We start from the raw sequence: 13,672 nt of genomic DNA on the forward strand, positions 1-13,672 counted from the left end.
TCGTGGAATCGGCTCTGAAGCCCTTCCGGGTGCTCGCCTACGTGGTCGGCGTCATGCTGCTCGTGCTCTGCCTCGCCATGGTGCTGCGTTACGGTTTCGGCGACGCGGCCATGTCGAAGATCACCGCGCCGATCCATGGCGGGTTCTACATGATCTATCTGCTCACGGTCATGAATCTGGGCATGAAGGCACGCTGGACGTGGCAATACATGCTCGGCGTCATGCTCGGCGGCACGGTGCCGTTCCTGTCGTTCTACATCGAGCGCAGGGTGACCCAGCGCGTGCAGTCGGCGCTGGCCGCGGCGGAGGCCTGAACGGCCTCCGCCCATCGAGGGCTCAGCGGCCGATGCCGCGCTTGCGGACCCTCTTGAGCCGCTCGCGCTGCGACGGGTCGAGCATGAAATAGCCGACCACCGGGGCGGCGACCACACCGAGGACAACCAGTAGGGTGAGCCATCCGGGCAGGAAGATCAGCGAGAGCAGAACCGCGGCGCCGGCGCCTATGGCGTACTTCTGGACTGGCGACATACTCAACTTCCTCCGAGCTTCGTCCGAGCACGGAGCGCATGCCCCGCCTCTTCCACATTCTGCGTCGTGGATCCAACGAGTGAGCCCATTGTCTTGGTTCCCGTTCGCGATGTATCTCAATGACGCGCCACGGTGTGCAGATCCCGGCGCAGGTCGTCCAGGGACGGGCGGTCCGCCGGATTTCCCGACAACAGCCTGGCCAGGATCGGGGCCAGCGGGCCTGCCCTGCCCAGCGAGGCGCCCGGAGCGGGCGGCGTGCCCTCGACGGCGGCGAAGAGCGTGGCCCCGAGCGACCACAGGTCCGCCGCCGGACTCTGCCCGCCCTCGGGAGCCGTGTAGGCGGGCAGGGTGCCCGAACGCAGCGACGGGAGCAGGGTCGCCCGGCCATGCGCGTCCATGAGAACGTTCCCGGGCTGCACCCCGCCGTGGATCCCTCGCTCGAGCCGGTCCAGCGCGGCCAGCCCGATCGCGGCCACCTCGGCGGGTGGCAGCGGCCCCAGTGACTCGATGAGCGAATCCAGTGGCTGGTCCAGGGCCAGCCGTTCGAGCGTGTCGCGGATCACCTCGACCGGTGGCGGTCCCGTGGGGTGCAGCGTCGCCCTGATCAGCGACCTGAGCGGGTCCGGGCCCTCGGCAGGCGCCTGGCCCGGCGGCCTGCCCTCGATCGCGAAGTGCAGCGTGGCGCCCAGCGACCACAGATCCGCCGACGGCCACGTGCTGCGGCTCGGCAGCCCGAACCCGGTCAGCACCGCCCGGCCCGTCCTGGTGAGCAGCACGTTGCCGGGCTCGACGTGCCCATGCACGATCGCCGCCGCGTGCGCGGCCGTGAGCGCGGACAACACGCCGACGCCGACCCTGGCCGCCTGCATGACGGGGAGAGGGCGGCGCGAGCGCACGGTCTGCTCCAGCGACGACCCCGAGACGAACTCCATGATCAGCCACGGCGTATCGTCCTCGACCACCACGTCGAGCACCCGCACGATCGAGCCGTGCCGGAGCGCCATCGCCCGGCGCGCCCGGTGCAGCGCCGCGTCACGCAGCTCGGGCTGGATCCGCAGCTGCCTGACTGCGACGTCACGGTGCCCGTGTTCGTCGAAGGCCAGGCGCACAGAGCCTGCGCCCAGGGGGTTGAGCAACCGGTATCTACCGGCTAGCTTCCTGGTCTCTCCCATTTCGAGGTGCACGATAGCCTCCGTCCGCACCCCGTGGCCATCAGGCCGAGCCGCCGGCCATCCAGGCTTCGTGCGCGTCGTGCAACCTGCGCCAGAGCTTGTCCTTCTCCTCGGCGCTCACGTCGTCCAGCGGCAGTGAGAACACATCCGCCAGCGCCGCGTAGTAATCGCGTGCCGTACTCAGAGTGACCGCGTTGGCGCCGACGCCGATGCGGGACAGGACGAGTCCGCGCAGGCTGTCCACGCCCCAGGCGTCCCGCCGCTGGACCGCGGCCACGCGGACGAAGCCGGACGTCGGGGACGTGGTCAGATGGCGGTGCATCTCCACGAACGCGGACATGTCCGTGGGGGCCGCATCGAAATCCATGCCTTGGAACGAACCACTCGGATCGTGGTCGAACCGCCAGCCGCCGGGCGCGATCTCCGACGGGCGCAGGACGTACTCGAAGGGTCCCTGCCGGTACATGCCCGCGACCAGCGGCAGCGGCTCGTGCAACGCGTCACCGAGACCGAGGTCCACCAGCCACTCGCCCCCAGGATTGCCATCCGACGGCAGGCCGCGCACAGTCAGCACCAGGTGGTTGGCGTCGATGTTGGCCTCGCCGCCGCGGGGCTGCACGCCACCGACGTGCCTGGTCACGTCGTAGCCGAGCGCCATGGCGAGCGCGGAGAAGGCGCCGTTGAGGTGGAAGCAGTAGCCGCCCCGGCCCCGGATGATCCGCTCGGCGGATTCGAGGGGGTCGACGGTGGTGGGGCGGCCCAGCCAGATCTCCAAGGCCTCGTAGGAGACCTTCTCGATGTGCGCGACGTGCAGCGCGCGCAGGTTCTCAGCGCTGACGGGGGCGTTGAGGAGATGAGGCAGACCGATGCGGCGGAGGTACCCGGCAGTGTTCACCCGCCAAGTCTGCACCGTTTATGCACGCTAAGGAGGTAGTCGCCTGCACAGGGCGCTTCTAGGCTTTCGTACGTGGCAGAGCAGCGACGCATCCTCGTGGTCGAGGACGATGAGACGATCGCGCTTGCCGTACGGAATCGGCTGGCCGCCGAGGGCTTCGACGTCAGGGTGGCCGGCGATGGGCAGGACGCCCTCGTCCAGTACGGCAAGGCGGATCCCGACCTGGTGATCCTTGACCGGCTGCTGCCGGGCATCGACGGGCTGGAGGTGTGCCGCCGGATGCAGGCGGCCAGGCCGGTGCCGGTGCTCATGCTGACCGCGCTCGGTGAGGAGACCGACGTGCTGGTCGGCTTGGGGGTGGGCGCGGACGACTACCTGGCCAAGCCGTTCAGCATGCGCGAGTTGGTGGCGCGGATCCACGCGTTGCTGCGCAGGGTGGAGCGGGCGGCCCAGCTCGCCGTCGAGGACACCGTGATCAGGGTGGGCGAGGTGGAGATCGACACCGCGGCCCGCCGGGTGTTCGTGCGCGGGCTCGAGGCGCAGCTCACCAGGACCGAGTTCGACCTGCTGCGCCGTCTGGCCGAGCGGCCCGGGCAGGTCTTCGAGCGCGACCGGCTGCTGTGCGACGTGTGGGGCTTCTCCGAGGCTGCCGCGACCAGGACCGTGGACAGCCACGTCCGGGCGTTACGCCGCAAGCTGGGCTCCGACGTGGTGCGGACCGTGCACGGCGTCGGCTACGCGCTGGTGCGGCAATGAGGCCGCTGGACTTCCTCGGCCGGATCAAGGTCAAGCTCGGCATCGTGATCGTGCTGGCCGTGGGGACGGCCTTCGTCGTCAACGAGGTCGGTCTCAACTCCGGGTTGTCCCGCGAGGTGCGCATCGCGGTCGCCGTCGTCCTGGCGTTGATCATGGTGCAGGTCCTGGCCATGGGGATGACCAAGCCGCTGCGCCAGATGGCCAGCGCCGCGCAGACGATCGCCAAGGGCCGCTACGGGCTGCGGGTCACCGCCACCTCGCGGGACGAGGTGGGCGAGCTCGCCAGGGCGTTCAACGCGATGGCGGCCGACCTCGGCGAGGTGGACAGGCAGCGCCGCGAGCTCGTCGCGAACGTCAGCCACGAGCTGCGCACCCCGATCACGGGGCTGCGGGCCGTGCTGGAGAACGTCGTGGACGGCGTCTCGGCGCCCGATCCCGTCACCATGCGGACCGCGCTCGCCCAGACCGAGCGCCTCGGGCGGCTCGTGGCGCAGCTGCTGGACCTGTCGCGGCTGGACTCGGGGGCACGGCTCATGGAGCCCGAGGCCATCGAGCTGGCGCCGCTGATCGAGCAGGCCGTGCGCGAGGCGGCCCTGGCCCGCGAGGATGTCGTGATCCGGGCCCAGGCGCCGGGCGATCTGGCGCTGAGGGCCGACCCCGACCTGCTCGCGCAGGTCCTCGCGAACCTCCTCGACAACGCGGTACGGCACAGCCCCCTGAACGGGGTGGTGACCGTGAGCGGGGCGGCGGAAGGGGCCGGCGTGCGAGTGGTCGTCGCCGACCTGGGGCCGGGGATCCCGGCCTCGGCCAGAGGGCGGGTCTTCGAGCGCTTCTCCCGGCTGGACGCGGGGCGGGCGGCCGACTCCGGGGGCGCGGGGCTGGGGCTGGCCATTGTGAAGGAGATCGTCGAACTGCACGGGGGTTCGATTCGCATCGACGATGGTGCGGGGTGCCGCATGGTCGTCGATTTACCAGGGAGGACGACGATGGCTGACGCGCCGTTAGGGGCGGAGCAGCAGGCGGCGCTGGACACGCGGCCGGATCCGGCCGCCGTGCCCGCCGAGTGGGGCGTCGTGACAGGGGTCGGTGCTTCGGTGACCGGCCGCGTCGCAACCGCACCCGGCCCGATGACCGCGGGGGCTGATCCGGACGGGCTTGTGGTGGCCGGCGCCGGGCCTGCCGGCGACAGCACCGTCGCGCGTCTGGCCGACAGCGACCCGGCGACCGCCGGCGGCGCTCCGCTCGGCAGGGAGGCCGCGATCGCGGCCGGCGCCGCGAACGACGGGCGTCCTGCGAACGTCACAGGCGCCTCGACCGCCGACGGGAACAATCCGAGCGACGGTCGTGCCGTGGCGGGCACCGGAGCCCTGGTAGGCGGCAGTGCCCTGGCGGGCGACAGTGCCCCGATGGGCGTTGGTGCCCTGGCGGGCAGCGGTGCCATAGCGGGCGGCGGTGCCGTGGCGGTGGGGCCGGGTGCACTCGCTGGAGCGGCGCTGGGCGCACCGAGTCCTGCACTCACTGGAGCGGCGTTGGGCGCACCGAGTCCGCCGTCACCGGGCAGCGCGTTGGCCAGGATGATCGGTGGTGGCGTGGTCGGGGTGCTGATCGGCTTCCTGGTCGGCATGTTCGCCGCCGTGCTGGTCAGCGTGACCGCCGGGGATGCGATGGCGTTGGTCACGCTCGTCATGAGCACCGCGGTCATGGGGGCGATCGGCGCGTCCATAGGCGTCGGCTCGGCCCGCCGGGCGGCGGCCACGGCCTACCAGTCGGCGTACCATGCGGCCACCCACTCCATGGCGCAGGCAGGCCAGACAAGGGCACCACTGGCAGCCGCGGCGGCGGGACAGGCCGCAGGCCAGGCAGGATCGCAGCCCGCAGCCGCAGCGGCGGCGCAGGCCACAGGCCAGGCATGGGCACAGCCCGCAGCCGCAGCGGCGGCCCAGGCCAGAGGCCAGGCATGGGCACAGCCCGCAGGACAGGCAGGAGCGCAGCCCGTAGCCGCGGCAGCGGCGCAGGCCACAGACGAGGCAGAGGCGCAGCCCGCAGCCGCAGCGGCGGCGCAGGCCATAGGCCAGGCGCGATCGCAGCCCGCAGCCTCGGTGGCACCGCAGGCCGCAGGCCAGACAGGGCCGCAGCCCGCAGCCCCGGCACCGGCGCAGGCGCAGGCCGCAGGCCAGACAGGAGTACAGCCCGCAGTCGCAGCGGCGGCGCAGACCACAGGCCAGGCATGGGCACAGCCCGCAGGCCACGCCGGGGCACAGCCCGCAGGCCAGGCAGGATCGCAACCCGCAGCCGCGGCGGCGGTGCAGGCCGCAGGCCAGGCATGGGCGCAGCACGCAGTCCCAGCGGCGGCGCAGGCCACAGGCCAGGCATGGGCACAGGCCGGAGGCCAGGCGGTAGGCCGGGCGGCCGGTCCGCCAGGGGCACCGGTGGGAGGGCGGTTGGTGCCGCAGGCAGGGGGGCAGGCGCCACCGCCGCCGTATGTGCCGCCGCCGTTGTTCCCGAGGCCCGAGTTGCCCGAGACACCCCGATGGCTGTTGCCCGCCGCCGCCGGAGCAGGCGTGTTCGCGGCGGTGGCGTTGCCCGAGGCGCAGGTCGGGCTGGGTATCGTGCTGGTGTCCATGGTGCTGGGCGCGGCGGCGCTGCCGGCGGTGGCGCGGCGGATGACGCCGTGGACGGTGGCGTTCGGACTGACGGCGTACTGGCTGATCGCCATGGCGGCGGTGCGCGACGCCGACTGGCTGGTGGCGATTCTGCTCGTGGCGGGAGCCGGGCTGGGTGCGCTGGCCGTGTCGGGGGCGGGCGCCGGGTGGCTGGGCGTGATCAGGGGCGGCGTGTCCGTTCTGCTGGCGCTGGGCCCGGTGCCGTGGTTCCTGGCCGTCCCGTTGAAGAAGCTGACGGCCAGGCGGCGCGTCATGCCGATGGTCGCCGCACTCGGCATCACGGCGGTGCTGCTGCTGGTGTTCGGGCTGTTGTTCAGCTCGGCGGACGCGGTGTTCGCCTCCTACGTGGAGCGACTGACCACCGCACCCGCCTGGGCGGAATCGGCGCCGATGCGGATCTTCCTGTTCGGCGTCTTCGCTGTGCTGCTGGCGGCCGTGGTGCTGGTCGCGCTCCGGCCGGTGGTCGACCCCGTCGGCCCGGACACCAAGTTCACGGTGAGCAAGAGTGTCTGGGTCATCCCGCTCACGGCGGTGAACCTGCTGTTCTCGTCGTTCGTGGCCGTGCAGATCACGGCGCTGTTCGGCGGCAACACGTGGGTGCTGAAGACGGCGGGGCTGACCTATGCGGAGTATGCCAGGGAGGGGTTCTTCCAGCTCGTGGTGGTCAGCGTGTTCGTGCTCGGCATGGTCGCGGTGGCCGGCGGGCTGCTCAAGACCGAGCGCCGCGAGCGCTGGGTGCTGGCCTGCCTGCTGGGCGTGCTCTGCGGGCTGACGATGGTGGTGCTGGCCTCGGCCCTGCACCGGATGAACCTCTATACCGAGGCCTACGGCCTGTCCAGGCTGCGGATCACGGTGCAGGCCACGGTCTGGTGGCTCGGCACGGTGTTCGCGCTGGTGCTGCTGGCCGGGGCGGTACGGCTCGGGGGCCGCGGCTCCGGCTGGCTGCCGCGGACGATCGTCCTGATCACCGGCATCGGCCTGGGTGCGTTCGCGATCGTGAACCCCGACCTGCGGGTCGCGTACACGCAGGTGGAGGTGCGCGGCGTCGCCAAGATGGACTCCGACTACCTGGGGAACCTCGGCGCGGAGGCGGTGCCGGCCCTGGACCGGCTGCCGGAGCCGCAGCGCAGCTGCGTGCTGGCCGACGTCGTCAGAGCCAACGGGCTGGATCGGCCCGACCCGTGGAACGGCTGGAACGTCGCCCGCGCCGAGGCGCGCGACCTGCTGGCCGTAAAACCGATCGACAAGTCGGCCGTCTGCGCGGAGGTGTCGTCGCGCTCTGATTGAATCCTGAGGTGAGGTTCGACGTAGTCATCAGCGGTGGGCGGGTGCTCGACGGCACGGGCGCCCCGCCGCACCGGGCGGACGTGGCGATCGACGGCGATCGGATCGCGGCGGTCGGCCGGCTGGACGGCGCGCAGGCGGAGACCGTGATCGACGCCGCGGGGCGGTTCGTCGCGCCTGGCTTCGTGGACTGCCACGCCCACGGCGACGCGGCCGTCTTCGACCCGGCGGTGCAGCAGGCGGCGCTGCGACAGGGGGTGACGACGTTCGTGCTGGGGCAGGACGGGCTATCCTTCGCGCCCGGGTCCGCCGAGACCGTCGCCTATGCCTCACGCTACTTCGCCGCCGTCAACGGCCCGCCGGCCAAGAGCGCCCCATCCGGGGAGCATGTGCCGCCGTTCGAGGGATCCCTCTCCGGGGAGCACGTGCCGCCGTTCGAGGGATCCCTCTCCGTCGGCGAGTTGCTCGCCTCCTATGACCGCGCGGTGCCGCTCAACACCGCATACCTGCTCCCCCACGGCACCATCCGCTACGACGTCATGGGCCCGTCCCCCGATCCGGCCACACCGGACGACCTGGCGAAGATGCTGCGGCGCGTCGAGCGCGGCCTGTCGGAGGGCGCGGCCGGGCTGTCGAGCGGACTCGAATACCTGCCGGGCCGATACGCCACCGCCGAGGAGCTGGCCGCGTTGTGCGAGCCGCTCGGCGCACTCCCCTATGTCACCCACATGCGGGCCTACGGCGCCAGGGCGGGCGTGGGCATGGCCGAGGTCGTCGAGATCGCCGGCCGCTCCGGCGCCGCCGCGCACGTCTCCCACCTGCACGGGCCCGCCGACGTGCTGCTGCCGCTGGTCGAGGACGCGCTGGCCAAGGACGTCGACCTGACCTTCGACACCTACCCCTACCTGCGGGGCAACACGATCCTGGCGATGTACGCGCTGCCGCCGTCCGTGCCGGGCGCCGAGCCGGACCGCGCGCTGGAGATGATCGCCTCCGGGGAGTTGGACGGCTGGTGGGCGACGCTGGCCGAGTCGTGGCCCCGGCTGACCATCTCGCATGCCCCCGGCATGGAGTGGAGCGAGGGTCTGACCATGGTGGCGGCGGCCGAGCGGGCCGGAGTCGAGCCGGGCGAGCTCTGCCGCCGCCTCCTGACGGAGACGCGCCTGGAGGCGGGGGTGGTGTTCGCCCGCCCCGACGAGGGACCCGAAGGCGAGGAGTCCGTACGCCGGATGTTGCGCCATTCCTCGCACACCGGCGGCTCCGACGGCATCTACGTGGGCGGGCACCCGCATCCGCGGGGCTACGGGGCGTTCGCCAGGTTCCTCGGGCGGCATGTCAGGGAGCTGGAGGACTGGACGTGGGAGCAGGCCGTCGTGCACCTGGCCTCGCATCCGGCCAGGCGGTTCGGGCTGGCGAAGCGGGGGCTGGTGCGGGCGGGGTTCGCGGCCGACGTGGTGGTGTTCGACCCGGCCGCGGTCGGGGACCGGGCGACGTACGCGGCGCCGCGCATGCTCGCGACCGGCATCGACGACGTGCTCGTGTCGGGCGTGCGCGTGCTGGCCGGGGGCGAGCTCACCAGTGCCACCCCCGGACGCGCGCTCCGCTCCTGACCGCCGGCGCCCTGGCGAAGGCTGACCGCCGGTGCCTGGGCGAGGGCTGACCGTCGGCGCCCGGGCGAAGGCTGCGCTCGTGGACCTTGGGACGTGGGCGTGGGATCCGTTCCTGGTCATTGGGATAGGGTCGGACCCGGATGAAGGGGGTGCTGTGCAGTCCGTCCTCGAACAAGCCATCCTCCAACAGGCCGACCGGAGACTGTCGATCTTCGACGGCGGGCTCGGCTTCCCGCTGATGGTGGTGCATCGGGACGCGCTGGAGCACAACGTCGCGACGATGGCGGCCTTCGCCGGTGACCATGGGCTGGAGCTGGCCCCGCACGCCAAGACGCACATGTCAGCCGAGATCGCCGCCCTGCAGCTCGCGGCGGGAGCCTGGGGGCTGAGCGTGGCGACGCCGCGGCAGGCCCAGGTTGTCCGGGGGTTCGGGGTCGATCGCATCATGGTGGCCAACCAGGTCGTGGATCCGGCCGGGCTCGCCTGGGCGGCTGCCGAGCTGGAGCGGGATCCGGCGTTCGAGTTCCTGAGCTTCGCCGACTCCGTTGCCGGGGTGGACATCCTCGCCGGGCACGCCGGGGCGCAGCCGTTCCGGGTGCTGGTGGAGCTCGGGCACGAGGGAGGGCGGGCAGGCTGCCGCACCCTCGAGGAGCTGCTGCGGGTGGCCGGGCACGTGCAGGAGACGCCCGGGGTGGAGCTGGCCGGGGTGGCCGGGTACGAGGGCGCGCTGAAGAGCGCCGACGAGGTCCGGAAATATCTGGACTCCCTGCAGGAGGCCGTCGAATACGTCCGCGTCAAGAGCCCCATCCTCAGCGTGGGCGGCAGCCAGTGGTTCGACGTGATCGGGCGGGAGCTCGTCGCCGCCCAGGCCAGGATCCTGCTGCGCAGCGGCGCGTACGTCAGCCACGACGACGGCTACTACCGCGAGCGCACCCCGTTCAACCGCATCGACGGCGAGTTGCGCCCGGCGCTGGAGGTGTGGGCGCACGTCCTGTCCACGCCCGAGCCCGGGCTGGCGATCGTGGGCATGGGCAAGCGGGACGCGCCCTTCGACGAGGGGCTGCCGATCCCACGCCGCGACGGCGTCACCGTCGTGCGGATGCAGGACCAGCACACGATCGTGCGGGCCGCCGGCCTCAAGCCCGGTGACCTGCTGGCTTTCGGCATCTCCCATCCCTGCACCGCCTTCGACAAGTGGCGCGTGCTTCCCCTGGTGGACCGGGACTACCGTGTCGTTGGCACGATAAAGACCAACTTCTAGGGAAAGACCAACTTCTCAGGGAGATCGCGTGAAAAAGGAGCTCCGCACGAGCGAGGGCGCCGCCCCCATCGGCGCATACTCGCAGGGCCTCGTGGTGGGCGATTTCGTCTACACCTCCGGCATGGGACCGCTCGACCCGCAGACCGGCGAGATCGTCGGCGACGACGTGGCCGCCCAGACGCACCAGGTCATGCGCAATCTCGGCGCCATCCTCGCCGCGCACGGCCTCGGCTTCGATGACGTGATCAAGTCCACCGTCCACCTGCAGCACCTCAAGCGCGACTTCGCCGCCTACAACGAGGTGTACAAGTCCTATTTCAACGCGCCTTACCCCGTACGCACCACTGTGGGGTCCGAGCTGCTGGACATCCTCGTGGAGATCGACTTCGTCGCGCACAAGAGCGCATAAGGTCGGCTCGTGGACAGTTCGGTTTACGTCTTCGTCGAGGACCTGCGCGGCGAGGGCGTCGAGCGGGTGCTCGACAGGATCAGCGGGTACGGCGTGGCCGGCATCACCGTCGGAGCCGTGCACCACGCCTCCCGCGACGTCACCCCGCACGGGCTGTCCAGGCTGACCGTCCGGCACGACGGGGCGCACTTCGCCCCGCCGGCCGATCTGTTCACCGGGCTGCGGTTGGCCCCGGTGCCCGGCTATCTGGAGGCGTTCGACGGGCTTCGGGAGGCCTGTGCGAAACGGTCCATGAAGCTCCACGGATGGACGGTGTTCCTGCGCAACGCCACGATCGGCATGGAGCATCCGGACGTCACCGTACGCGACTGCTTCGGCGACCGCGGCTCCCCCACCGACCTGTGCCCGGCCCATCCGGACGTGCGCGACTACGCCGTCGCGCTGGCCAGGGCGGTGGCCAGGCTGGGGGTCGACAGCGTGGTGGCCGAGTCGCTGCACTTCCGGCCACTGAAGGCGCAGCGGTCGTTCGTGCCGCTCGGGCCGATGGACGCCTACCTGTTCGGGCTCTGCTTCTGCGACTACTGCATGCGGCGGGCCACCGACCTGGGCGTGCGGGCCGAGATGGCGCGGGAGGAGTGCGCCGGGATCGTGGGGCGGGTGTTCGACGGCGACCCGCCCGCGCAGGGCGAGGTGACCAGGGCGGCGCTGACCGCGTACGCGGGGCCCGACGTCGTGGCCTACGCCAGAGCCCGGTCCGAGACCGTCACGACGCTGGTGTCGGAGGTGGCGTCCGCGGTCGCCGAAGAGGGCTCCAAGCTGGTGTTCGTGGATTCGACGGGCGCGGTCAAGGGGTATGCCGACGGGTTGCCCACGCCCGGCCTCGCGGCGCACGACGCCTGGCAGTTCGGGGTCGATCTGGTGGCTCTGGGGGACCTCGTGCCGGCGTTCGGGGTGCTGGCGTACGCGCGGGACGCGGCGCGGGTGGCCGACGACGTGGGCGCCTATCTGCGGTCCGTGGGCAAGGACCGGGAGGTGCGGGCGGTGTTGCGGCCGGGCCATCCCGACAGCGATTCCGCCGACCGGCTGGTGGCCAAGGCCCGCGGGGCGAAGGCCGCCGGAGCGCAGGCGGTGGACTTCTACGCGTACGGGCTGGTGCCGCACCCGGTGCTCGACCGCATCCCGGCCGCCCTGTCCGAAGCCGTGTGACTCCCCTTAGGCGGTGCTGAACAGGCAGAACTCGTTGCCCTCGGGGTCGGCCAGCGTCACCCAGTCGTCGTGCGTGGCCTGCAGGGTGGCGCCCAGCGCGGTCAACCGGGCCAGCTCGGCGTCGGGGTCGGTGCTCTCCAGGTCCACGTGAACGCGGTTCTTGACGATCTTGCGCTCGGGCACGCGCTGGAACCACAGCCGCGGTGGCCCGCCCTCCACCAGCACCGTCGGATCGTCCTCGGGGTCGTCGACGCCTTCGGCACGCAGCCGCGCCAGCTCGGCCTCGTCGTAGGGGGCGATGGCGTAGCCGTCCAGCGCTGCGGCCCAGAACCTGGCCAGCGAGGCCGGGTGCCGGCAGTCGATCACGATGTCACGCAGGCTGGCCACCGGGCCGCCTCGCCTCGATGAGGAACCGGCTGGAGTGCGCCACGAACGGCCCCTCGGCCTCGATGCGCTCGTGCAACGCCCGCACCTTGTCGCGGTGCCGCTCCACGGAGAACCCCGGCACGATCCAGATCACCTTGCGCAGGAAGTAGATCACCGCGCCGATGTCGCGGAACTCCATCCGCAACCGCTCATGCCTCAGGTCCACGACCTCCAGCCCGGCGGACTCGGCCGCCGCCCTGGCTCGCTCGGGGTCGCGGCCCGAGCCGTCGTGGGGCCCGAGGAAGTGGTCCGTGAGCTCGGCCACACTCCACGGCCCGATCTGCTGGGAGAAGTAGGACCCACCGGGCCGCAGCACCCTGGCGATCTCCGCCCACCACGTCGTCACCGGGTGGCGACTGCTGACCAGGTCGAAGGCCCCGTCGCGGAACGGCAGGCGCGGCTCCTCGTCGTCGGCCACCACCCACGCCCCGCGCGGGCGCAGCCGGGCGGCGGCGAGATGGAGGTTGGGCGGCCACGATTCGGTGGCCACAGTCACCGGCGGCAGGGTGGGCAGGCCCGCGATGATCTCGCCGCCGCCGGTCTGGATGTCGAGTGCCGCTCGCGCCCCCGCCATCCGCTCGCCGAGCAGGCGCGCGTAGCCCCACGAGGGCCGCTCCTCGCTGGCCCGGCCGTCGAGCCAGGAGAAGTCCCAGCCGTCCACGGAGACCGTGCTCGCCTCCCGGACGAGGTCCTCGTACGTGCTATGCATGGTTTGACCTTGTCAGCGGCCCGGCCCGGCGTTCAACCAAATTACGGTCACGCCGCGGACCCCTCCCAGCGAGCGCCTACGGCCGCGCGGTCGATCCGGAGCTGGTCGACGAGCTGGGCGACGGGGTCGGGTCGCCGCTGCGCCAGCAGGGTGAGGGCGAGCTGCCGGGGCGCCTCCTTGGCTCTATTCCTCGCCGTTGTGGCCTTGATGGCCTGGTTGATGGCCGCCCGGGCGCTGGAGGTGAGCGCCGTGGAGGGAACCCGGGGGTGCTTGCGCGGCGCCGCCGGCAGGTCGCCGGCCTCGAGGCCGATCATGCGCAGCGCCGCCTTGTCGAGGTCGTCGAGCGCCGCCCGGGCCGCCTCCAGGTCCACGCCCAGCGCCCGTGCCGCGTCCGGGTGGTGGAGGAGGCCGAGCAGCAGGTGCTCGGTGCCCAGTCGCCGGTCACCCCGCAGCCTGGCCTCCTCGAACGCGGCCGTGACGACCACATGGAACGGGGTCTTCTGTCTGCCGAACATCGCGAATCCTCACTTCCCGTACTTGGCGTGCACGGACTGCCGTGACATGCCGAGCGCGTCGCCTATCTGCTCCCAGGTCCAGCCCTGCTCCCTGGCGAGCGCCACCGATACCGCCTCGACCTGCTCGGCCAGCCGGTGCAGCGCGCCCACCGCCCGCAGACCCATGGCGGGGTCGCCGGACCTGATCCGCTCGGAGAGCTCTGTAACGTCCACGCTGTCAGGCTAGCTTGACAGCCGT

The 13,672-nt window shown here is 72.0% G+C and carries 14 protein-coding genes; 7 read left to right on the forward strand and 7 right to left on the reverse strand.

Annotated elements, in window-relative coordinates; translation table 11 throughout:
• The first annotated feature begins 2 nt into the window (after positions 1–2).
• Complete coding sequence (locus tag OHA25_RS57790) at positions 3–314, forward strand: DUF3817 domain-containing protein (protein ID WP_327585263.1); 312 nt, start codon at positions 3–5, stop codon at positions 312–314.
• 22 nt (positions 315–336) lie between these two features.
• Here OHA25_RS57790 and OHA25_RS57795 read toward each other — a convergent pair whose 3' ends face one another.
• The 3 genes from OHA25_RS57795 to OHA25_RS57805 all read right to left on the reverse strand — a co-directional run bounded on the left by OHA25_RS57795 (position 337) and on the right by OHA25_RS57805 (position 2,595).
• The gene (locus tag OHA25_RS57795; RefSeq protein ID WP_305919156.1) at positions 337–528 is read right to left on the reverse strand and encodes a hypothetical protein; all 192 of its coding nucleotides are present in this window, start codon (positions 526–528) and stop codon (positions 337–339) included.
• Between the two features lie 116 nt (positions 529–644).
• Positions 645–1,712 (reverse strand): protein kinase domain-containing protein, encoded by a 1,068-nt coding sequence (locus OHA25_RS57800; protein WP_327585264.1) that lies wholly within the window; start codon positions 1,710–1,712, stop codon positions 645–647.
• Between the two features lie 28 nt (positions 1,713–1,740).
• The gene (locus OHA25_RS57805) at positions 1,741–2,595 is read right to left on the reverse strand and encodes an arylamine N-acetyltransferase family protein (RefSeq protein WP_327585265.1); all 855 of its coding nucleotides are present in this window, start codon (positions 2,593–2,595) and stop codon (positions 1,741–1,743) included.
• Positions 2,596–2,667: 72 nt separating this feature from the next.
• On the opposite strand from OHA25_RS57805, the gene OHA25_RS57810 reads away from it, so the two are divergent.
• The 6 genes from OHA25_RS57810 (at position 2,668) to OHA25_RS57835 (ending at position 11,784) form a co-directional block, all read left to right on the forward strand.
• On the forward strand, positions 2,668–3,351 hold the full coding sequence (locus tag OHA25_RS57810) for a response regulator transcription factor (protein ID WP_327585266.1): 684 nt from the start codon (positions 2,668–2,670) through the stop codon (positions 3,349–3,351).
• Positions 3,348–7,301 (forward strand): DUF4153 domain-containing protein, encoded by a 3,954-nt coding sequence (locus tag OHA25_RS57815; protein ID WP_327585267.1) that lies wholly within the window; start codon positions 3,348–3,350, stop codon positions 7,299–7,301. The genes OHA25_RS57810 and OHA25_RS57815 overlap by 4 nt, the downstream gene beginning before the upstream one ends.
• Positions 7,302–7,309: 8 nt before the next feature.
• A complete protein-coding gene (locus OHA25_RS57820) occupies positions 7,310–8,908 on the forward strand; it encodes an N-acyl-D-amino-acid deacylase family protein (RefSeq protein WP_327585268.1) in 1,599 nt (532 codons plus the stop codon).
• 154 nt (positions 8,909–9,062) lie between these two features.
• Positions 9,063–10,169: an alanine racemase gene (locus tag OHA25_RS57825; RefSeq protein ID WP_327585269.1), complete on the forward strand. Its 1,107-nt coding sequence runs from the start codon at positions 9,063–9,065 to the stop codon at positions 10,167–10,169.
• 28 nt (positions 10,170–10,197) lie between these two features.
• Entirely contained in the window at positions 10,198–10,578 is a 381-nt protein-coding gene (locus tag OHA25_RS57830; RefSeq protein ID WP_305919163.1) for a RidA family protein, read from the forward strand.
• A 9-nt stretch (positions 10,579–10,587) separates the two neighbouring features.
• Positions 10,588–11,784, forward strand: a complete 1,197-nt coding sequence (locus OHA25_RS57835; RefSeq protein WP_327585270.1) for a hypothetical protein — start codon at positions 10,588–10,590, stop codon at positions 11,782–11,784.
• 6 nt (positions 11,785–11,790) lie between these two features.
• Here OHA25_RS57835 and OHA25_RS57840 read toward each other — a convergent pair whose 3' ends face one another.
• From OHA25_RS57840 to OHA25_RS57855, 4 genes are read right to left on the reverse strand one after another with little or no spacing between them, the layout of a single operon-like run.
• Complete coding sequence (locus OHA25_RS57840) at positions 11,791–12,171, reverse strand: VOC family protein (protein ID WP_327585271.1); 381 nt, start codon at positions 12,169–12,171, stop codon at positions 11,791–11,793.
• Positions 12,155–12,919 (reverse strand): class I SAM-dependent methyltransferase, encoded by a 765-nt coding sequence (locus OHA25_RS57845; protein WP_327585272.1) that lies wholly within the window; start codon positions 12,917–12,919, stop codon positions 12,155–12,157. The genes OHA25_RS57840 and OHA25_RS57845 overlap by 17 nt, the downstream gene beginning before the upstream one ends.
• A 47-nt stretch (positions 12,920–12,966) precedes the next feature.
• Positions 12,967–13,434: a Clp protease N-terminal domain-containing protein gene (locus OHA25_RS57850; protein ID WP_327585273.1), complete on the reverse strand. Its 468-nt coding sequence runs from the start codon at positions 13,432–13,434 to the stop codon at positions 12,967–12,969.
• 9 nt (positions 13,435–13,443) lie between these two features.
• Positions 13,444–13,647 carry a hypothetical protein gene (locus OHA25_RS57855; protein ID WP_371825826.1) on the reverse strand — a complete coding sequence of 68 codons (204 nt, stop codon included), beginning with the start codon at positions 13,645–13,647 and terminating at the stop codon, positions 13,444–13,446.
• Positions 13,648–13,672 lie beyond the last annotated feature (25 nt).

The sequence above is a fragment of the Nonomuraea sp. NBC_00507 genome, assembly GCF_036013525.1.
In the GTDB taxonomy this organism is placed as follows: domain Bacteria; phylum Actinomycetota; class Actinomycetes; order Streptosporangiales; family Streptosporangiaceae; genus Nonomuraea.